14 protein-coding genes are annotated in these 20,526 nt (G+C 63.1%); 10 read left to right on the top strand and 4 right to left on the bottom strand.

Annotated elements, in window-relative coordinates:
- The first annotated feature begins 44 nt into the window (after positions 1–44).
- The 9 genes from tviB to BTHE68_RS27055 all read left to right on the top strand — a co-directional run bounded on the left by tviB (position 45) and on the right by BTHE68_RS27055 (position 11,278).
- On the top strand, positions 45–1,322 hold the full coding sequence (tviB, locus tag BTHE68_RS27095) for a Vi polysaccharide biosynthesis UDP-N-acetylglucosamine C-6 dehydrogenase TviB (protein WP_162069399.1): 1,278 nt from the start codon (positions 45–47) through the stop codon (positions 1,320–1,322).
- Positions 1,323–1,442: 120 nt separating this feature from the next.
- Positions 1,443–2,654 carry a glycosyltransferase family 4 protein gene (locus BTHE68_RS27090; protein ID WP_162069398.1) on the top strand — a complete coding sequence of 404 codons (1,212 nt, stop codon included), beginning with the start codon at positions 1,443–1,445 and terminating at the stop codon, positions 2,652–2,654.
- A complete protein-coding gene (locus tag BTHE68_RS27085) occupies positions 2,647–3,717 on the top strand; it encodes an SDR family oxidoreductase (RefSeq protein ID WP_162069397.1) in 1,071 nt (356 codons plus the stop codon). The genes BTHE68_RS27090 and BTHE68_RS27085 overlap by 8 nt, the downstream gene beginning before the upstream one ends.
- Positions 3,714–4,880, top strand: coding sequence for a glycosyltransferase family 4 protein (locus tag BTHE68_RS27080; protein WP_162069396.1), 1,167 nt, complete (start codon positions 3,714–3,716; stop codon positions 4,878–4,880). The genes BTHE68_RS27085 and BTHE68_RS27080 overlap by 4 nt, the downstream gene beginning before the upstream one ends.
- Before the next feature lie 10 nt (positions 4,881–4,890).
- Positions 4,891–6,054: a glycosyltransferase family 4 protein gene (locus BTHE68_RS27075; RefSeq protein ID WP_162069395.1), complete on the top strand. Its 1,164-nt coding sequence runs from the start codon at positions 4,891–4,893 to the stop codon at positions 6,052–6,054.
- Positions 6,054–7,073 (top strand): hypothetical protein, encoded by a 1,020-nt coding sequence (locus tag BTHE68_RS27070; RefSeq protein ID WP_162069394.1) that lies wholly within the window; start codon positions 6,054–6,056, stop codon positions 7,071–7,073. The genes BTHE68_RS27075 and BTHE68_RS27070 overlap by 1 nt, the downstream gene beginning before the upstream one ends.
- 44 nt (positions 7,074–7,117) lie before the next feature.
- Positions 7,118–8,203 carry an EpsG family protein gene (locus BTHE68_RS27065; protein WP_225936660.1) on the top strand — a complete coding sequence of 362 codons (1,086 nt, stop codon included), beginning with the start codon at positions 7,118–7,120 and terminating at the stop codon, positions 8,201–8,203.
- A gap of 5 nt (positions 8,204–8,208) precedes the next feature.
- Entirely contained in the window at positions 8,209–9,219 is a 1,011-nt protein-coding gene (locus BTHE68_RS27060) for a polysaccharide deacetylase family protein (protein ID WP_162069393.1), read from the top strand.
- A gap of 121 nt (positions 9,220–9,340) precedes the next feature.
- Positions 9,341–11,278 (top strand): acyltransferase family protein, encoded by a 1,938-nt coding sequence (locus BTHE68_RS27055; protein WP_162069392.1) that lies wholly within the window; start codon positions 9,341–9,343, stop codon positions 11,276–11,278.
- A 747-nt stretch (positions 11,279–12,025) separates the two neighbouring features.
- Here the strand turns inward: BTHE68_RS27055 and murJ are convergent.
- Together murJ and BTHE68_RS27045 are read right to left on the bottom strand one after the other, a co-directional pair.
- A complete protein-coding gene (gene murJ / locus BTHE68_RS27050; RefSeq protein WP_162069391.1) occupies positions 12,026–13,399 on the bottom strand; it encodes a murein biosynthesis integral membrane protein MurJ in 1,374 nt (457 codons plus the stop codon).
- Positions 13,400–13,607: 208 nt separating this feature from the next.
- Positions 13,608–14,171: a serine O-acetyltransferase gene (locus BTHE68_RS27045; protein WP_162069390.1), complete on the bottom strand. Its 564-nt coding sequence runs from the start codon at positions 14,169–14,171 to the stop codon at positions 13,608–13,610.
- Positions 14,172–15,285: 1,114 nt separating this feature from the next.
- Between BTHE68_RS27045 and BTHE68_RS27040 the strand changes: the two genes are divergently transcribed.
- Positions 15,286–16,500 carry a hypothetical protein gene (locus tag BTHE68_RS27040; protein ID WP_162069389.1) on the top strand — a complete coding sequence of 405 codons (1,215 nt, stop codon included), beginning with the start codon at positions 15,286–15,288 and terminating at the stop codon, positions 16,498–16,500.
- A gap of 69 nt (positions 16,501–16,569) precedes the next feature.
- Here BTHE68_RS27040 and BTHE68_RS27035 read toward each other — a convergent pair whose 3' ends face one another.
- Positions 16,570–17,781 carry a GDSL-type esterase/lipase family protein gene (locus tag BTHE68_RS27035; RefSeq protein ID WP_232078135.1) on the bottom strand — a complete coding sequence of 404 codons (1,212 nt, stop codon included), beginning with the start codon at positions 17,779–17,781 and terminating at the stop codon, positions 16,570–16,572.
- Between the two features lie 323 nt (positions 17,782–18,104).
- Positions 18,105–20,474 carry a penicillin-binding protein 1A gene (locus tag BTHE68_RS27030; protein WP_162069388.1) on the bottom strand — a complete coding sequence of 790 codons (2,370 nt, stop codon included), beginning with the start codon at positions 20,472–20,474 and terminating at the stop codon, positions 18,105–18,107.
- Positions 20,475–20,526: the final 52 nt, after the last annotated feature.

The following is a 20,526-nucleotide window of genomic DNA, read 5'->3' as shown; positions in this document are numbered from 1 at the left end:
CTACTAAACAAACGTCCTGAGTTGTATAACGAGGAGAATCACACATGTTCTCGCCGCAAGAGTTGAAAATCGGCATTGTGGGTCTGGGCTACGTCGGTCTGCCGCTCGCAGTGGAATTCGGCAAGCGTCATCCGGTGGTCGGATTCGACATCAACCGCGCGCGCATCAACGCGTTGAAGGAAGGCCGCGACGTCACGCTCGAAGTCGACGACGCCGAGCTGGCCTCCGCCACGCTCATGCAGTACAGCGCGGAAGTCGAAGATCTGAAGAACTGCACCGTCTTCATCGCCACCGTGCCGACGCCGATCGATCACTACAAGCGTCCGGACCTTTCGCCGCTGATCGGCGCGTCGACGACCATCGGCAGCGTGCTCAAGAAGGGCGACGTCGTCATTTATGAATCGACCGTTTATCCCGGCGCGACCGAAGAAGAGTGCGTGCCGGTGCTCGAGAAGATGTCGGGTCTGAAGTTCAACGAGGACTTCTTCGTGGGCTACAGCCCGGAGCGGATCAATCCAGGCGACAAGTCGCACCGTCTGCCGGACATCAAGAAGGTCACGTCCGGCTCGACGCCTGAAGTGGCCGATTTCGTCGACGGGCTGTATCGCGGGATCATCACGGCGGGCACGCACAAGGCGAGCAGCATTCGTGTGGCCGAGGCGGCCAAGGTGATCGAGAACACGCAGCGCGACGTCAACATCGCGCTGATCAACGAGCTTTCGATCATCTTCAACAAGATGAACATCGATACCGAATCCGTGCTGCTCGCGGCCGGCACGAAGTGGAACTTCATCCCGTTCCGTCCGGGCCTCGTCGGCGGCCACTGCATCGGCGTGGACCCGTACTACCTGACGCACAAGGCGCAGGCGATCGGCTATCACCCGGAGATCATCCTCGCAGGGCGGCGTCTGAACGACAGCATGGGCAACTACGTCGTCTCGCAGCTCGTGAAGACCATGACCAAGCGCGATATCTCCATCTCGGGGGCGCGCGTGCTGATCATGGGCCTCACCTTCAAGGAGAACTGCCCGGACCTGCGCAACACGCGCGTGGTCGACATCATCGCCGACCTCAAGGAATACGGCGTCCAGGTGGACGTGTACGACCCGTGGGTGTCGAAGGAAGAGGCGCATCACGAGTACGGCATCGATCCGATCGATCAGCCCGCCAAGGGCGCCTACGACGCGATCGTGCTGGCCGTGGCGCACCGCCAGTTCGCCGATGAAGGCGCGGACGGGATTCACGCCTACGGCAAGACGAAGCACGTGCTGTGCGACCTCAAGTACATCCTGCCGGCCGAGGCAAGCGACATGCGTCTCTGAGGCCCGGTGGCATCGGCGGGATGGGCTGCCGATGCAACCGTCGCACAACATCGCCGCGGTTCGGCTCCCGGGATTCGGGGGCTGCCCGCGGCGATGCCAACCGGACGTTCGGAGTTCGCAATGAAGATGCCCAAGGTAGTTCTGTACGCCAACACCGATTGGTATCTATTTAATTTTCGGCTTTCGTTCGCTCGCAAACTGCGCGACGCGGGTTTCGAGGTCATTCTGTTGTCACCCGACGGCGAATACGGCCCGAAGCTGCGCGATCTCGGTTTTCGCTGGCACGCGGTGCCGATGAACCGTCGCAGCCTGAATCCGCTCCGCGAACTGGCGCTGGTGCTGTGGCTCGCGCGCTTCTTCCGGCGCGAAAAACCGCAGCTCGTGCACGGTTTCACGATCAAGAGCGCGGTGTACGGCTCGTTCGCGAGCAAGCTCGCGGGCGTGCCCGCGCGCGTGAACGCGGTCGCGGGCATGGGTTACGTCTTCACGAGCCGCGACCTCAAGGCGCGTATCCTGAAGCCGGTCGTGCGGCAGGTAATGCGCTCGGCGCTGAATGGCCGCGACAGCCTTCTCGTCCTGCAGAATCCGGACGACATCAAGCTGTTCGAAGCCGCGCGCATCGTCGAGAAGAAGGCGATCCGGCTCATCAAGGGATCGGGTGTCGATCTGACGCGCTTCAAGGTGCGCGAAGAATCGGCCGACGATGCGACCAGGCCGCTGCGCATCCTGCTGGCGGCGCGGCTCGTGTGGGACAAGGGCATCCAGGAATACGTGGAGGCGGCGCGCATGCTGCGCAAAGAGAATCGCACCGTGCGCTTCCTCCTCGCGGGCTCGCCCGATGACGGCAATCCGGCGTCGGTGAGCACCGCGATGGTGCAGGGATGGGTGAAGGAAGGGCTGGTCGAATGGCTCGGCCATGTGAGCGACATGCCGAAGCTGTTCACGGAAGTGGACGTGATGGTGCTGCCGAGCTATCGCGAGGGCTTGCCCAAAGCGCTGATCGAAGCCGCTGGCTGCGCGCTGCCGCTGATCACGACGGATGCGCCGGGCTGCCGCGAAGTGGTGAGCGAATCGGGCGTGGATGGCTTGCAGGTGCCGGTGCGCGATTCCCGCGCGCTCGCGGATGCGATCCGCCAGCTCGACGACGACCGCGCGCTCGCGAGAACGCTCGGCCTCGCCGCGCGGGACAAGGCGCTGAAGAATTTCGACGAACGCATCGTCATCGAGAAGACGCTCGCCGTGTATCGCGAGCTGGTGCCCTCGATCGCGATCGAAGGCGAGCGCCGCGAGCATGCCGCGCCCGTCGGTAATCTTGGAGACTTTCATGTCTGACCGTTACGAATCGATCCGTCAGCAACTGACGCGCACGCCGCGCAAGTGGCTGATCACCGGTGTCGCCGGGTTCATCGGCTCGAATCTGCTCGAAGCGCTCCTGAAGCTCGACCAGGAAGTCGTCGGGCTCGATAACTTCGCGACCGGCCATCAGCGCAATCTGGACGAAGTGCGCTCGCTCGTGACGCCCGCGCAATGGAACCGCTTCAGCTTCATCGAAGGCGATATCCGCAATCTCGACGATTGCCGCGCCGCGGTGAAGGGCGCCGCGCACGTGCTGCACGAAGCCGCGCTCGGCTCGGTGCCGCGCTCGGTGAACGACCCGATCACGACGCACGAAGTCAATATCAGCGGCTTTCTGAACATGCTGGTCGCCGCGCGCGACGCGAAAGTGGAAAGCTTCACCTACGCCGCGTCCAGTTCAACCTATGGCGACCATCCCGGCCTGCCGAAAGTCGAGGATCGTATCGGCCAGCCGCTGTCGCCGTATGCGGTGACGAAGTACGCGAACGAGCTGTACGCCTCGGTGTTCGCGCGCACGTATGGCCTGAACGCGATCGGCCTGCGCTACTTCAACGTGTTCGGCAAGCGTCAGGACCCGGACGGCGCGTATGCGGCGGTGATCCCGAAGTGGACGGCCGCGCTGATCGACGACGAACAGGTGACCATTAACGGCGATGGCGAGACGAGCCGCGATTTCTGCTTCATCGACAACGTCGTGCAGATGAACATCCTCGCTGCGATGTCCGATGAAGCGGCCCGCAATCAGGTCTACAACGTCGCGGTCGGCGACCGCACGACGCTCAATCAGCTTTATGACGGCCTGAAGCGCGTGCTCGCCGAAAACGGCGTGCCGAACGACGGCAGCCCGGTGTACGCGCCATTCCGCGCCGGCGACGTGCGCCATTCGCAGGCCAACGTCGACAAGGCCGCGCAACTGCTCGGCTACGCGCACGCGATTCCGCTCGCCGATGGCCTCGCGATCGCGATGCCGTGGTACATCCGCTTCCTGTCGGGGCGGCGCGTACCGGCCGAAGCCGAAATGGCGACGAGGACCGCATGAAAATCGTCGTTTTCATCTACTCGATGCACGGCGGCGGCGCGGAGCGCGTCACCGCCAATCTCGCGAACGAGTGGGCGGCGCTCGGCTGGGAGGTGACCGTCGTCACGCTGACGGCAGGTGTGGGCGACGTCTATCCGTTCCATCCGGGCGTGAAGCGCATCGAGCTGGGTCTCGCGGGCGGCGTCGAGGGCGGCGGCATCGTGCGCACGGCGCTGTCGAACCTGAAGCGCGTGATGGCGTTCCGCAAGGTGTTGCGCGAGGTCAAGCCGACGGTCGCGCTGGGCGTCATGGCGACTGCCAACGTGCTCGCGGTGCTCGCGGGCATCGGCCTGCCGTACAAGATCATCGCGAGCGAGCACACGCATCCGCCGCGCGCGCCGCTCACGCCGTTCTGGGAGCGCCTGCGGCTGCTGACGTATCGCTTCGCGGACAAGGTCGTCGCGCTCACCGACGAAACCCGCGAATGGATCGAAACGCATTGCCGCTGCACCGACGTGAAAGTGATTCCGCCGCCGTTCACGCTGCCGATCGCGCGCACGAATCCGGTCATCGAACCGCGCAGCGTCGTCGGCGACGAGCGGCGCGTGCTGCTCGCGGTCGGCCGGCTGTCGCCCGAGAAGGGCTTCGACAGCCTGATCGACGCGTTCAGGAAGATCGCCGGCGCGCTGCCGCAATGGGATCTCGTGATCGTCGGCGAAGGCCAGGCGCGTCCGAGCCTCGAACGCCGTGTCGACGAGGCGAAGCTGCATGGCCGCGTGTTCCTGCCGGGCCGCGCCGGCAACGTCGCGGACTGGTACGAGCGTGCGGACCTCTACGTGCTGAGCTCGCACTTCGAAGGCTTTTCGATGACGCTCGTCGAAGCGATGGCGAGCGGCTGCGCGGCCGTCAGCTACGACTGCGATTCCGGCCCGCGCGTGATCGTCACGCACGGCACGAACGGTCTGCTGGTGAATCCGGTCGGCGATGCGAGCGCGCTCGCGAAGTCGCTCGAAGCGCTGATGAAGGACGACGCCGAGCGCCATCGCATGGCGCTGTGCGCGACCTCCGTCAACGAGACTTTCGCGTTGCCGAAAACCATCGCGCTCTGGCAGGAAGTGTTCGAGGAGTCCGGTGTGACGATGCCGCGCCGCGCAGACCTGCGCGTGCCCGCGGTCGAGCGATAAGGAGCCGACGATGAAAATCATGCTCGTCGTCAGTTCGATGGGAAGCGGCGGCGCGGAGCGCGTGGCGGCATCGCTCGTCAATGCGTGGGCGCAGCGCGGCGACACCGTCACGCTCGTCATCACGTACAGCGGCCGCGGTGCGTGCTTCTATCCGCTCGCGGAGAACGTGCGCTGCATCTTTCTCGCCGATCGCGTGAAGGCCGGCGCGCGCATGCTGCAATATCCCGCGCGGTTTCGCGCGCTGCGTGCCCTGATTCGCGAGAGCGAACCGGATGTCGTCGTGTCGTTTCTGTCGAACGTGAATATCACGACGCTGCTCGCCACGCGCGGAATGGGCATTCCGGTCATCGCATGCGAGCACATCGATCCTTCCGCCGATGGCCGCTCCGCGCTGGTGCGCCAGATGTGCCGCTTCGTCTATCCGAGCGCCGATCTGCTCACGCTTCTGACGGACAACATGGAAGCGTCGTTCAGGAAGATGGTGCCGCGCGTGAAGCGCATCGAAGTGGTGCCCAATCCGCTGCCGGACGAGTTGCTGCTGTTGCAGCCCGAGACGGTGGCAAAGAGCGCGCGCAGGCGGCTCGTCGCGGTGGGGCGTCTGAATACGCAAAAGCAGTTCGATTTGCTGATCGACGTCTTCGCCACACTGGCGCCCGAGTTTCCGGACTGGGACTTGTGGATCTGGGGCGAAGGCCCGGAGCGCGCGGTGCTCGAAGCGCAGATCGCGCAGTCGAAGATGGGCGAGCGCGTGCTGATGCCCGGCAAGACGACGACGCCGTGGGAAGAGATGGCGCGCTCCGATGCGTTCGTGCTGTCGTCGCGCTACGAAGGCCTGCCGATGGCGATGCTCGAAGGCATGGCGCTCGGGCTCGCGACCGTCGCGTTCGACTGCAAGAGCGGCCCGCGCGAACTGACGCGCGACGGCCAGGACGGGCTGCTCGTGCCGCCCGGCGACAAGGCCGCGCTGATCGACGCCTTGCGGCGCGTGATGTCGGACGAAGCGCTGCGGGCCGAACTCGGACGCAAGGCGGCGGCCTCGGTGCGGCAACGCTACTCTTCGGCGGCGATCCTGCGCCAGTGGGACGGCATCTTCGCGCAACTCGGCGCGCGCACGCGCGGCGACGAAGGCAAGGGCACGGCTTATCGACGCACTGTCGCGGGGGAAAAAGCGTAATGGTCGGCCGCCGACGCGTGATCCACTCGCTGTTGATGGGCGCCGTGGCGGGCGGCGCGGGCGCGCTCGGCCTCGGCGCGCGCGCGGCCGAACGGCGCGATGTCGTGACCGACAAGTCGTTCGGCGTGAAGGGCGACGGCAAAACCAACGACCGCGTCGCGCTGCAGACCGCCATCGACCGGTCGGTCGATCAGACGCTCGTGATCACGGGCCAGTGCCGCATCGACGACAAGGGCCTCGATCTGCGCCGCAACAGCCATGTGCGTTTCGCGCCGGGCGCGTCGATCAAGCTGCTGGCGCACAACACGTCCTTCTATTCGATCTTTCGCCTCTGGGACGTGAGCAACGTGATCGTCGAGAACGCGGTGCTCGACGGCAGCAAGGAACTGAACGCCGCCAAGCCGGAGCTGCGCGAGAACGGCCACGGCATGGGCTTTTCGATCGCGGGCAGCACCGAGGTGACGCTGATCGCGCCGAAGACGGTCGGATGCTGGGGCGACGGCATCTATATCGCCAACAGCTACAACGTGCCGTTCAAGTACAGCAGCGGCATTCGCGTGGTGAATCATCATGCAGACCGCTGCCGCCGGCAGGGCGTGTCGATCATCAGCGGGCGCAATATCGTGTTCGAGAATCCGCTGTGGGAGAACATCGGCGGGACGCAGCCGGAAGCGGGCCTCGACGCCGAGCCGAACAGCAACGCCGATATTCTGGAGAACATCCGCATCGTCAATCCGACGACCCGCAATTGCCGGTACGGCATCATCGTCTGGCTGGAGGAGATCGTGGGGCCGATGCCCAAGCACATCGATATCGGCATCACGAATCATCGCGACGAAGGCGCGAGCGATGCCGCGTTCGCTGTTTCATCGCTCAAGCTGAACGGGCGCAAGGTGTCTGGGCAGATCGTCAGCCATTCGCCGACGTGGGTCGGCTCGCGGCTCGCTCATGTCGAGAGCATCGACTATGACAAGGCAGGACCGAAGATCGTCGTCAACAACCTGCGGCTCGTGCCATGAAGCCGCGCGTAACACACTATAACTAAAGCGACCAAGGCCAAGCGATGCAAGCAACGACAATGGACAACACCGCGCAGCAGAAGGCACCCGCGAGGCGCGTGACAGGATTCGCGTATTTCATGACGCCTTCGGGATGGGCGTTTCTGGTGCTCGCGACCGCCGCGATCTCGATCCTGGCGTTTCGCGAGCGCAGCGTCGGTCTGATTTTCGACCAGGAAGCGTACATCAATTATTTCCGCTCGACGGACTGGCACTGGCTCGTGCAGTTCTACCGGAACCGCGAGTCGGATATGGGCTTTCTCATCAGCCTCATCACCGAGGAGCTGGGCTGGCGCTCGTGGGTGATTTTGCTCAACGCGTTTGGCGTGTCGCCCGAAGGCGGCATCCGGACCACGGTGGTGCTGCTCAATCTGATCGTGATGTATGCGCTGTTGCAGACGCGCCGGCCGCTCATCGGGCTCGTGCTGTGGCTCGTCATTCCGTATGCGCTCGCCACGGTCGGGCTGTTCCAGATTCGCCAGGGCTTCGGGCTCGCGATCGCGATGCTGTTCGCCTGCCGCTTCAACCGGCCGACGCTCGGCATGGGCCTCGCGAGCTTCGTGCACACGACCTTCGCGGTGCCCACGGCGTTCCTTCTGACCGCTGGCCTCTTCGGCGAGAAGAAGGCGCGCGCGCTGGTCGCGGTCAGCGTGGTGGCGGTCGTGCTGGCGTCGGCGGCGCGCTTCCTGTTCGCGACTTACGGCGGACGGCGTATCGACGAATACACCGGCTATCAGGAAAACTTCACGATCAAGCTGCTGGCGCTCCTGCTGTTCTATACGATGGCCTCCGTCATGGTGCTGTACTCGACGTGGCGCTCGCCCGATACGGCCCGTCAGAACAGCCTCACGCGCGTGTCGATGATGCACGTCGGCCTGTTCGTGTACCTGGTCGTCGCGTTCTTCGTGTTTCCGTTCGCCAAGGGCCGCGTCTGGTATTGCGTGCCCTTGCTGCTGCCGTTCCTCGCGCCCGAGATCAAGCTCAAGAACGCAGCCGTTCTCGTCATCACCTTCGGCGTGTTCGTGGCCGTCGCCGCTGACGCAACGAAGAGTTATTTCGAAGGCGTCTACCACTACTTCCTGATGCTCTGACGACGATGTCCTACTTCCTGATTTCGCTCGATTTCGAACTGATGTGGGGCGTGCGCGACCATCGCACGATCGCGACCTACGGCAAGAACATCCTCGGCGTGCGCGAGGCGATTCCGGCCATGCTCGCGATGTTTTCGAAGTATCGCGTGAAGTCGACCTGGGCGACGGTCGGCATGCTGCTCTACGACAACAAGAAGGAACTGCTCGCGAATCTGCCCGACATCCGTCCGACTTATACCGATGCGAAGCTCAGCCCGTATGCGGACGGTTATCTGGATTCGATCGGCGCCGACGAGAAAAGCGATCCGTACCACTATGGGCTGTCGCTTGCGCGCCAGATCGTCGATACGGAAGGCAGCGAGCTGGCGAGCCATACGTTCTGCCATTACTACTGTCTCGAAGCGGGTCAGGACAAGGCGCAATTCGCCGCCGATATGGAAGCGTCAGTCGCATCGATCCGGCGTCTGGCCGATCCGCCCGCGAGCATCGTGTTTCCGCGCAATCAGGTGAATGGAGCGTATCTCTCCGTTTGCAGGGAGCAGGGGCTCGTCGCATATCGCGGCACCGAGCGTAGCTGGATGTATCGCGAGACATCGCGTGCGGACGAAGCAGCGGTGCGCCGCGCCGCGCGTCTCGCCGATGCGTACATCAATCTCTCGGGCGATCACGCGTTCGATCCGCGCCCGTCGCACGGTCTCGTCGATGTGCGTTCGAGCCGTTTCCTGCGTCCGTACGCGCGCAACAAGGCCGCGCTGGAATGGCTGCGCATCCACCGGATCAAGCAGTCGATGACCTCGGCGGCGCGCACGGGACGGTCCTTTCATCTGTGGTGGCATCCGCATAACTTCGGCGCGAATCTCGCCGAAAACCTCGCGGTGCTCGAGGCGATTCTGAAGCACCAGATGCATCTGAGAGAAACCTACGGCATGCAGCCCGCGACCATGGCAGAAGTTGCGCGGGCGACGCAGTCCGAAGATAGCCGGCTTGCGGAAATGGAGTTCGGGTTGTTCGTTTGATGTGACACGCATAGCAACAAGACGCTAGATAACGAGCGGTACGCTCGCGCGACGCAGTGGCGACATGCCATTGCGCCGCGCCTTTGCGTGCACGCCGTACAAGAAGAATGAGGGAAGCGCCATGAACTTTCGTAACGACATAAACGGCTTGCGCGCGTTTGCGGTACTCGCGGTCGTCCTGTTCCACTTCGACGTGCCCGGCTTCAAGGGCGGCTTTCTCGGCGTCGACGTCTTCTTCGTCATTTCAGGCTACCTGATGACGGACATCATCTTCAGGCGCATCGATAAGGGCAAGTTTTCCGTATGGGGCTTCTATGCCGATCGTGCCAGACGCATCATTCCGGCGTTGGCGTGTCTATGCTTCGTACTCCTCGTGTTCGGATGGATCGTGCTGTTGCCATCCGAGTTCCGCGCGTTCGGCAAGGCGGCGTCGTCGAGCCTCGGGTTCTTCTCCAATATCGTCTACTGGCGTGAAGCGGGTTACTTCGATGTCCGCTCGCATCTGAAGTGGCTTCTGCACACGTGGTCGCTGTCCGTCGAATGGCAGTTCTATCTGCTGTATCCGCTCGGCATTCTGCTCGTGCGCAAGCTGTTCGGACAGCGTGGGACCGTGATCGCGCTGATCGGCGTCGCGCTTGCGTCGTTCGCCTTGTGCGCCTATCTCTCCGATCCCACGAAATGGCCGACGGCCGCGTTCTTCCTGCTGCCGACGCGCGCGTGGGAGATGCTCGCGGGCGGCCTCGTCTGCCTGTTCCCGATCCAGGCCGGCAGGCCCGCCCGCCGCGCGATGGAGCTGGTCGGGCTCGCGATGCTCCTGTACGGTACGCTCACCTTCAACGAGAACGATGCGTGGCCGGGTTTCCTCGCGCTCGTGCCAGTGCTGGGCACGGCGCTCGTCATCCTCGCGGCGCGCAGGAATTCGTTCCTCACGGGCAACCGGGTCGCGCAGTTCATCGGCAGGATTTCGTATTCGGTCTATCTGTGGCATTGGCCGTTCGTCGTTGCGCTCACGTACTTCGAGAAGGACGGCTCGCTTGCGTGGCGCGCGGGCGCCATCGCGGGCGGCTTCGTGATGGGTTATCTGTCGTATGCGCTGGTCGAATCGAAGACGAGAAAGCCCACGGCGGGCGACGAAGCACGCGCCTTCCCGAGGTTTTTCACGTTGCGTCCGGTGCTCGTTTTCACCGTGCTGCTCGCGATAGGCGGCGGCAGCATCTACGCGAGCCAGGGCGTGCCGGCTCGTTTCGACCGCTCGGTGTTCATCGCCGATAGCGAGACCTACGACACGAATCCGCACACGACGAAGTGCCACATGATGATCGATCCGTGCGATGTCGCGGGCCGGCAGAAGGTGAGCCGAGTGGTGGTCATCGGCGACAGTCACGCGGAGGCGATCGCTGAAGCCGTGGTCGCGGCGGTGCCCAGCGGCAACGCGAACGATGTCCTGCTGATCACGATCGAAGGGTGCCCGACGATCTACGGCATCCGCCGCGGCAACGGGGACTGCTTCGATCAGGACCGGAAGTACATCGATATCCTGAGCCGGGACCAGACCGCGAAGTCGCCGGTGATCATCGCGAATCACTGGTCGCAATACTGGTCGGGGCCGACCATGGATGACTTCTCGTTCGTCAATCCCGAGCGGCCTGGGCAGATGCCTACGCCGTTCTCGACGGCGCAGTATCGCGAGCACTTTCTCTCGACGGTTTGTCGGATCGCGCAGATTCGCCCGGTGTATCTGGTCGAGCCGATTCCCGAGTTCGACTTCAATGTGCCGCTGACGCTTGCGCACGAGAAGATGAAGGATCCGAGGGCGCCGGATTTGTCGATTACGCTGTCGGACTATGTCGAGCGTAACGGCGCGTTGTTGCAGGCGATGCGGCAGGCGCATGATCAATGCGGTATCCATCTGCTGGATCCGCGGCCTTATCTGTGTCCGGATGGCAAGTGCATGGGTTCGCATGAAGGTCGGCCGCTTTATTCGGACTACCATCATATGAGCGAGTATGGCAATCGCTTCCTCGTGCCGATGTTCAAGCGCGTGTTTGAGCAGGGCTGAGCTGAATGCGGGCTTTCGTCGCCGGATCCCGTTAGGGTGTTGGTCTATTGGCGCTGCCCCTGTGCGGGGCGGCAGTCACTTTCTTTGCTGCTGCAAAGAAAGTAACCAAAGAAAGCAGCTCGAGACGCCCGCGGTCACACGCAATTTGGGTGTTCTTCTCCTTCTTCTTGACCTCAGTAGCGAGTGCCCTCAAAGGTCTAATCGGGCTTGGACCGCGCACGGTCTGACTAGCTAGTTGTTTAAGCGCGCAGGTTCAGCACGAAATAGCTTCGGCACAGCGCTACGCGCTGCCGTCGGGTCTGCAAGGGAAACCAACGAGAAAGAAGATACGCAGAAGCACGCGCCGACCCGATTGACCGTTCGGCCGCGAAGCGGGCCGGAGCTAATTTGTGCTGAACCAGCCACGCACTGGGCGCGATGTGACAGACCGTGCGCGGTCCACGCCCGATTGGGCCTGTGAGGGCACTCGCTACCGAGCCCACGATCAACGAGAAGAACACCCAAATTGCGTGTGACCACGGGCGTTTCGAGCTGCTTTCTTTGGTTACTTTCTTTGCAGCAGCAAAGAAAGTGACTGCCGCCCCGCACAGGGGCAACGCCAATAAACCGACACGAAAACGGGATCCAGCGAAAACCCCGAAGCGAGTCAGGCGTCGTCACCAATCAACTTTGCATTCCATAACAAAAAAGCCTGCTCCAGAAGGACCACGCGATTCCGCGCGTCCAACGGAACAGGCAGCAATCGCGTCACTCAGAAGCAGCCACATCCTTACCCACGAACGGCGGCGCAAACCGCGTCCAGAAGATATAACAAATGAGCACAGCAATCGCACCGATGCCCGTAGCGAGCAACACCCCCTGCGCACCAAAGATGCGAACAAGGACGATATTGCCGATGATCTTGGTCCCAAAGCCGATGAGCGAAATAACCGAAATCGCCCGATAGCGCGTCTCGCTAGCAAACAACTGCACCAGCACGCACATGCCGAAGTAAAACGGCACCTGCAGCAACCCAAAGCGAAACAGCGTGGTGACAGCAAGCGTGTCCTCGGCCGTGAACGCACCCTTCTGAAACAGCAGCTTGACCACGTAAGGCGCGAGCGCATACGCGATGCAGCCGCCGGCGAGGCCGAGCGCCGTCATGATCCCCGACCATTTCAGCGCAGTGCTGCGCGCCCGCGCGTGATCGCCGCGATGCAGAATCTCCGCAAGGATCGGCAGGGTCGCGCGCGTGATCGCAAGCGCGCCCATGCTGAGCACGAGCGAGAGCAGCCGGTTCGCGTAGCCAAGCGTCGCAATCGCGCCGTCGCCCTGCTGCGCCATGAAGTACTGGTCGACGGGAATCCACAGACTCGCGACGACCGAGCCGATCGTGAGCGTGCCCATCGAGCGGATCGCGGCCGGCCACTGCTTCGCGCGCATCGAGACGCGCGGCAGCGCGGGCATCGAATCGGCGCGTTTGGCGAGCACGCGCAGCCACGCGGCCTGAACCACGAAGCCGAGCGACGTGCCCACGACGAGCGGAAAAATCGACGTGTTGTTGCGCGCGGCAAGCACGAAGACGAGCAGGCCGATCGCCGGCACGCATTCCAGCAAGGTGTTGATGTGCTTGCCCGACGCCTGCAAGCGCGACGACGAGATGCAGATCGAGAACGTCAGCACGCCCACCGGCAGCATGCTGATGATCATTTCCCGGCACATGTCGCGCGTCGATTCGGCGAGACTGCCGGCGATGACCTCGGCCAGATACGGCCAGACCGACCAGAGCAGAAGACAGGACGCGAGGCCGATGACGAGCCCGACGCCTTCCAGTTCGCCGAGAAAGCCGTTGCGCTGCGACTTGTCTTCCTTGAGCGAGACGAGCGCAGGGACCAGCAGCACGCTCAGCACGTTCGTGACCATCGTCGGCAGCCAGGTGACGAGCGTGAGCGCGAACTGATAGGCGTCGACGGTCCCGCTGATCCCGTATCGATACGCGATCGCCATTTCCTTCGACGCGCCTATGCACTTCCCGGCGATCACGAATATCAGCAGGACGACCGCGCTTCTGGCGATTCGCTTGTGATCCTGATGCACTCCGCCGAGGCGTCGTCTTACCGATTGCACCGCTGCGCTCAGCACTGTAGTACCCCTCCTGCGTGGGAGCATGTCGTCGCGCGGCCCGACGCCAGGACGAATTCGTCATGCAATTGAAAATCGCGAAGGCTGGCCGCTCCTCTGCGCAAGTGAAGGAGCGTGCACCAGAATGCGCGGCGCGACTGTTCGTTACGGCACCCGGCGGCACCGATGCCGGCGCGCTCCGATCCGGAATGCGCTGGCACTGCGTCCGTCATGACGCGGTTCCGGTCCAGGGACGCAGGATGTAGCGCGCCGCGCGGTCGAGCGTCTCATCGTCCGACAGAATGCGCGCGGGGCAACCGGCCACCGTCACGTTCGGCGGAATGCTTCGCGTCACGACGCTGCCCGCGCCGATCGTCACGTTGTCGCCGATGGTGACATCCTCGACGATGCAAACGTTCGGCCCGATATACACGTTGTCGCCGATCGTCGCCGCCTTGCCGTGGTTCGACCCGATCGTCACGCCCTGCGAGATGTTGCAGTTGGCGCCGATGACGGTCGTCGGATTCACGGCGAGCGTGCCGATATGACTGATATAGAAGCCCGGCCCGATCTTGGTGCGCGGGCTGATCACGAACCCGTACCTGCGCTGCTTCAGCCGGATGATGTGGTTGAGCACGAGGCGCACGGGCCGGCTCGATGCCGCGCCCGCCAGCCGTAGCCAGAACATGTAGTTGAACCCCTCGTTCAACATCAGTTGCTCCATGAGGATCATGAAGCTGTACTCACCCGTGTAGCGATAGAGATCGCTTTTGATCAGATCGAAGGTTTTCATTGCCGCGCGTCTTGTTGGTTTGCATTCGACTTTTCTATGACTCGGCCAGACGAGCCCGCGCTTCGTCCCGAAGCACAGCGAAGCGGCGCCAACCCTAAGACTATTACCTGGAGCTGACGCATTCGGTGCGTAATGGAACATATGACCGGTTCCGGTCCGCATTTGTCTGCGGATTATCTGAATATTTTGATCAGATTATTAGAAGCGGGGAGGAACGCCCGTCGCATAAGGCGTTCAAGCTCAATGAAAGGTCAGAAGGTATAAACCCTATAGGGGTATCCCCTGTAGGGTTTTTACTTCATCGAATAAAAAAAGTTTTGCGGTGGCGCTTACAAAATTGATTTGGTCTGGCGAAATGCATCAAAAAAACCAGTGTCGCCTTTTAAAGGTGCATGCACGGCCGTGCAAATTCCGGAGGAGGTCGGAGCCGTAATAGGAATTAGATGCGTTAAAGCCGGAGCGAAAAGCGAAACAATCGGTTCGTTTGTGCCGTTCCTACATACGAAAGCCATGCCGCTCAAGCCTTTGCGGGGCGGAGGGTGGCGATCCGTCACGATATCGAGGCCTGAACGTTCGTATTGCAATTCACGATTCGTCATAAGAATGATTAATCGTCGTATCGAATGCGGAATCGCGGAGCATTCGTAAAACCATATTAACAATAACAAAGCCGTAGATTAAATTCACTCCCGGATGATTAAAACGGAAAATGCGCCGCATTAAAGCGCGCAAAAGGCAAAATAAAAAGTTACAAGCGTACATTCTGTAACAAGTAGCGGGTAGAAACGCCCCGTAACAATCTGTAGTATTAATAAAAGACGGTAATTACTTCCGTCAGACTTCAGCGCTCTGGTGAGTCCGTTTGCGGGCAAATCGGGTGCGGGGGTGGATGAGTTTTCCGGTGTGCCGGTTTCCCATTCCCGAAGTCGTCTGTATTTCGCCGAGATGCCTTTCGGAGTCGCCGCGTGCGGCTGTCGAGCGCTGAGCGGCGCAATCGTTTGCGTCTGCTCAATATGCGTTGGTCATCTCTTTGCCCATCAAGAAACGTCGCGTGCGGCCGATGTCGCAGGAACGGGTTCGCCCGTCGATAACGCACGACCCAATGGAAAGAACAATGCTTCCGAACAACACTCAGGCAGACACCCAGGCAGACAACCTCGTCGTCGACAACCGTATTGCAACCCGTCGCAAGCTGCTGACGTCGCTCTTCGCGGGCGGCGGCGCGCTCGTCCTCGCCGCTTGCGGCGGCGGCGGCGACGGTGCAACGCCTGATTCCGTGGCCGATCGCTGGAGACGGCGCAACAACGGCGCGTCGTCGTCGGATCCCGCGAGTTCCGCGACGCCGGCTTCGTCGGCCAGCACCACGACGTCCGCCAGCGCGCCTGCTGCGGCCAGCTCGACGTCCGCCGCCGCTGACAACACCGCGGGCACCATCGCCGCTTCGTCGTTCGGCGTGAAGGCCGACGGCAAGACCAACGACCGCGCCGCGCTGCAGGCCGCCATCGACGGCTCTGTCGGCCAGATCCTGCTGATCTCGGGCCAGGTCCGTATCGACACGACGGGTCTCACGCTGCGCACGAACAGCCACATCCGTTTCGCGTCGGGCGCTTCCATCAAGCTGCTCGCGCACAACGCCGACATCTACCAGATGATGCGTATCGTCGACGTGAGCAACGTCATCGTCGAAAACGCATACCTCGACGGCAGCAAGGAACTGAACTCGGCGTCGGGCGGCGAGCACGGCATGGGCTTCACGATCATGGGCGCGACGAACGTGCACCTGATCGCGCCGACCACGATCAACACCTGGGGCGACGGCATCTACATCAACGATAGCCAGACCAAGAAGAACACCCCGACGTACAAGCTCGTGGTCGACAACCACAAGGCCGACGGCTGCCGCCGTCAGGGCGTGTCGATCATCTCGGGCGACACGATCACGTTCAACAGCCCGGTGTGGCAGAACATCAACGGCACGGCGCCGGCGTGCGGTCTCGACTTCGAACCGAACGACAACTCGGCCGTGTTCAAGACCATCACGATCAACAGCCCGACGACCGCGAACTGCAAGGGCGGCGGCATCAACGTGTGGTTCGGCTCGCTGCCGGGTCCGATCAGCAAGACGGTCACCATCGCGATCAACAACCACGTCGACACGACCAGCCCGGGCGGTTCGTTCGCGGTTCAGGGTCTGTCGCTCGACGGCTATATCGTGAACGGCCAGATCAGCAGCACGAATCCGAAGTGGAAGTACCCGCTGATCGTCGAGCAGTGGGACAACAGCGGTCCGCGCATCAACGTGACCAACCCGACGATCGTCAAGTCGTAATCGGCGACGCAAGAAAAAACGCCATGCGGGAAGTATTTCCGCATGGCGTTTTTTTGCGTGGCGCGGCGCTTACTTGAACCAGTCCAGGTTCACCGAATTGGCGATGGCCTGCAGCCCCGCCTGATTCGGGTGCAGGTGGTCGCCGCTGTCGTAGGTGGCGAGTATCGCGGCCGGGTTGGCGGGATCGCCGATCGCCGCGGCCTGATTGAGCACGGCGTCGCATCCGCTCTCGGGCGTCGCGACGAACGCGTTGACCGCCTGGCGCGTCGCCTCGATGTCCGGCGTCCACGACGACACGCCCTGGAACGGCGTGAGCGTCGAGCACATCACCTTGACGCCCGCAGCGTGCGCGCGCTGGGTGAGGTCGGTGAACGCGGCGTTCAGACGCGCCGCCGTGGGCGGCGAGCCGCCGATCAGGTTGTTGACCGCGTCGTCGGAGATGATGACCCACTTCACGTTCCACTGGTCGAGCACGTCGCGCTGGAAGCGTGACAGGCCGGCCTCGCCCGAATCGTTCGTGAAGAAGTCGTTGCCCGAGATGCCCTTGTTCAGCACACCGACCGTCATGCCCGCCTGCTGCAGACGCTTCGCCAAGAGGTTGGGCCAGCGGCCGTTCACGTTCGGCGCCGATGCGAGGCCGTCCGTGATGGACGCGCCGAACGCGACCACCGCGCCCGTCGCACTGGCGTTCTGCACGACGACGTCGGTGAGGAAGTAATACGACTGCGCGCCGAGCGCGTTGGCGACGCCGCCCGTGAACTCCGTGTCGAGGCTGACGTCGCCGGCGGCGATATAGACGTCCTGCAGGCCTTCGGCGTGGCCGGTCGTCTCCATCGGCGTCTGTTGCGGCAGATAGACGCTGACGGCGATGTCCGAGAACGCCGGCACCTGAAACGCGATCGGATCGCTCATCTCGATGTGGCCCGGATCGATGGTGACGAAGGTCTGCCCGTTGAAGGTGACGGGCCGGTCGCTGCCGGGCACGGTGCGCTGGCCGCTCGCGCGCAGCGCGATGTGCACGTCGCCGATCACGAGCGGCTCGGAGCCGTACAGGTTCGAAATCTGCACGCCGGCGGCCGTGCCGCCGATGCTCGTGTGCACGATTTGCCGGATCGTCTGATTATTGAAGCCGTGGTCGCCTGTGCTCATCGGCCCGGTGGACCATGTGCCGGTCCATGGCAGGGTGGAGCTGATGGTTTGTGCAAATCCGGGCGACGACAGGGGCAGTATCAGCGCGGCGGCCACGACCGCGCGTTCGATGCGAGGGAATCGCGTATTCACTTCGTTCTCCGATACCAGCCGGGTATCTAACGGGCGTCACGCATCAGGTCGCGTACGTCCTTGGGTGGGGAAGCTCGGAAGGACGAGTGTTCGTCCGTTTGACAGGCGTCTGTGGCCACAGCGCGCCAGTGTGTGCAGCGAAATCTTTGTAAGCCCGTTTCGCCTAAGGTGAATCGAAGCACCCTTTTGGCGCTCGATATGTGCGCTTGCGCGCATTCGATCGGCAAGCCGGAAATAGGATGATCGTGCGCGGCCTCTTTTGATGCAACTAACTGTCTATTTGGGGAGCGTCCGTACGTACACACGGACGCGACCGTCGCGATTTACTGCGCAGCAGAACCCGGCTCGGCAACGGCTGACGGCGGCGGCGCAACTTCGCTCGCGCCGTCGGCTGGCGCTGGCAGGATCGGCGGCATCGTCGTGAAAACCGGCGGGGCGGGCGGCGCTTCGGTCACTTCGGCCTGCGGCTCCGAAGGCGCGCGTTTGGCGCGCGCCGGAGGTTGTGCCGCCGTCTGCGCGGTTTTCGGCTTGCCCGGCTTCGGCGCGCTCGAGAACGTCTCGTCGAACCACGTGCGTGCGCGCGTGATCATCGCTTGCCATACGCCCGGCGTTTCCTGAGTATCGAAGCGCGCGCGGGCGTCGATCAGATGCGAACGCAGCGAGCGCTGCATGAAGTCGCCGACGATCGGCAGCGCACTGTGCGCGCCTTGTCCCCAGTAATCGCTGCGCAGCGTCACGCGGCTGTCGTTGAAGCCGACCCACGCGCCCGCGACGAGTTGCGGATGCATCAGGATGAACCAGCCGTCCGCGTTGTCCTGCGTCGTGCCGGTCTTGCCCGCCACGTCCGCGCGGATGCCGAAGCGCGTGCGGATCGCCGTGCCCGTGCCGCGATTGATCACGTCGCGCATCACGTCGACGAGCTTGCGGGTCGCATCGACGGACAACGCGCGCTCGGGCGCGCTCTCGAACTGCGCGAGCACCTCGCCCTCTCTGTTCTCGATGCGCGTGACAAGCAGCGGCTCTATATAACTGCCGTCATTTGCGATGGTGCCGTACGACGACACCATCTCCTTGAGCGTCACCGGGCTCGTGCCGAGCGCGAGCGACGGCACCACGTCGAGATGGCTTTCGCGCACGCCCATGTCGCGCGCGAGCCGCGCGACGCGCGCGGGCCCGACCTGTTCCATCACCTGCGCGGTGATGCGGTTTTTCGAATACGCGATGCCGTCGCGCAGACTCACGGGGCGGCCCGAGGGCGGCGCGTCGTCGGTCGGGCGCCAGGTTTCGGCGCCGCGCACCGGAATTTCGACGGCCTGATCGACGAACGTGTCGGTCGGCTTCGCGCCGCGATCGAACGCCGCGCCGTAGACGAAAGGCTTGAACGTCGAACCAGGCTGACGACGCGCCTGCGCGACGTGATCGAACGGATCCTGCGTGAAATCGCGGCTGCCGACCCACGCCTTGATCTGGCCATTGCGCGGATCGAGCGCGACGAATGCCGCCTGCACGCGCGTCTTGTTCTCGCACAGCGCCTGCATGAATGCGCGGTCCGAGCCGAACTTCCTGATGGCGTCGGCATCGCTCGCGCCGCCGTCGCGCGCCGCGCGATAGTCGCTCGTCTCGCGGATGAACGCGTGCGCGAGATCCGCGTTCGTGTTCGCGCAGCCGCCGCGGCCGCCCCACGCCGCATTCGCGATCGACTGCAACTGATTGCCCTGAAGCGCGAGCGCGTTCGTCGCCATGGTCTGCAGACGCGAGTCGATGGTCGTGCGTACGACGAGACCATCGGAATAGATGTTGTAATCGTTGTCGTCGGCCCAGCCGATCAGCCACTTGCGCAGCTGCTGCGCGAAGTGCGGCGCGCGGCCGGGCTCTTCCGTCTGCCGCTCGAAGTCGATGCGCAGCGGGCGCTTTTTGAGCGCATCGAGCTTCGCGGCCTGCAGATGGCCGTACTTCACCATCTGCCCGAGCACGATGTTGCGCCGGTCGAGCGCGCGCTCTGGGTTGATCACCGGGTTGTAATAGCTGTTGCCCTTCAACATGCCGATGAGCGTCGCGCTTTCGAGCACGTCGAGCTGGCCCGCGGATTTGTCGAAGTAGGTGCGCGCGGCCATCTCGATGCCGTACGCGTTGTAGAGAAACGGCACCGTGTTCAGATAGGTTTCGAGGATCTCGTCCTTCGAATAGACCGCTTCGATCTTGAATGCGGTGATCGCTTCCTTCAGCTTGCGCGTGAGCGTCTGCGAGCGGCCGATTTCCTCGGGATACAGATTGCGCGCGAGCTGCTGCGTGAGCGTCGAGCCGCCTTGCCGGTCGCCCGAAAACGTGCGCAGCGCCGCGCCCGCCGTGCGCCTGAAATCGATCCCGTGATGCTGATAGAAACGCCGGTCTTCCGTCGAGATGAGCGCGTCGATCACCTGCGGCGAGACTTGCTTCAGGCTCACCCATTCACGATGCGTCGGCTTGAACTCGGCGAGCAGCTTGCCGTCGGCGGAATAGATCTGCGCGGGCTGGTCGACCTTGGCACGGCGGATATCGCGGATGCCGGGCGTAAACGGAATCAGCACCAGCACGTAAAGCAGAAAGAGCGCGGGCACGAGCAGCAGCGAGCGGGGCCGCAGATGCGGGCGCAGCCGCGGCGCGAGGCGAGCCAGAATCGCCTTGGTCAGGGCTTTGAAATCAGACGCGGTCACAACGAATCAGGTGCCCAGACATGGAAAACCCTGAATCGTAGCGTAATTTTTC

This window comes from Burkholderia sp. THE68 (assembly GCF_009938265.1).
Classification (GTDB): Bacteria; Pseudomonadota; Gammaproteobacteria; order Burkholderiales; family Burkholderiaceae; genus Caballeronia.
The sequence above is the reverse complement of the archived record's forward strand: the minus strand, read 5'-3'. Positions and strand labels throughout refer to the sequence as shown.

What these genes read in the sequence shown, in the direction of transcription:
- BTHE68_RS27070 (WP_162069394.1), top strand. Translation starts at nt 6,054, where the DNA reads ATGGTCGGCCGCCGACGCGTGATCCACTCGCTGTTGATGGGCGCCGTG.
- BTHE68_RS27080 (WP_162069396.1), top strand. Translation starts at nt 3,714, where the DNA reads ATGAAAATCGTCGTTTTCATCTACTCGATGCACGGCGGCGGCGCGGAG.
- BTHE68_RS27065 (WP_225936660.1), top strand. Translation starts at nt 7,118, where the DNA reads ATGCAAGCAACGACAATGGACAACACCGCGCAGCAGAAGGCACCCGCG.
- BTHE68_RS27060 (WP_162069393.1), top strand. Translation starts at nt 8,209, where the DNA reads ATGTCCTACTTCCTGATTTCGCTCGATTTCGAACTGATGTGGGGCGTG.
- BTHE68_RS27075 (WP_162069395.1), top strand. Translation starts at nt 4,891, where the DNA reads ATGAAAATCATGCTCGTCGTCAGTTCGATGGGAAGCGGCGGCGCGGAG.
- tviB (WP_162069399.1), top strand. Translation starts at nt 45, where the DNA reads ATGTTCTCGCCGCAAGAGTTGAAAATCGGCATTGTGGGTCTGGGCTAC.
- BTHE68_RS27040 (WP_162069389.1), top strand. Translation starts at nt 15,286, where the DNA reads ATGCTTCCGAACAACACTCAGGCAGACACCCAGGCAGACAACCTCGTC.
- BTHE68_RS27085 (WP_162069397.1), top strand. Translation starts at nt 2,647, where the DNA reads ATGTCTGACCGTTACGAATCGATCCGTCAGCAACTGACGCGCACGCCG.
- BTHE68_RS27045 (WP_162069390.1), bottom strand. Translation starts at nt 14,171, where the DNA reads ATGAAAACCTTCGATCTGATCAAAAGCGATCTCTATCGCTACACGGGT.
- BTHE68_RS27090 (WP_162069398.1), top strand. Translation starts at nt 1,443, where the DNA reads ATGAAGATGCCCAAGGTAGTTCTGTACGCCAACACCGATTGGTATCTA.
- BTHE68_RS27055 (WP_162069392.1), top strand. Translation starts at nt 9,341, where the DNA reads ATGAACTTTCGTAACGACATAAACGGCTTGCGCGCGTTTGCGGTACTC.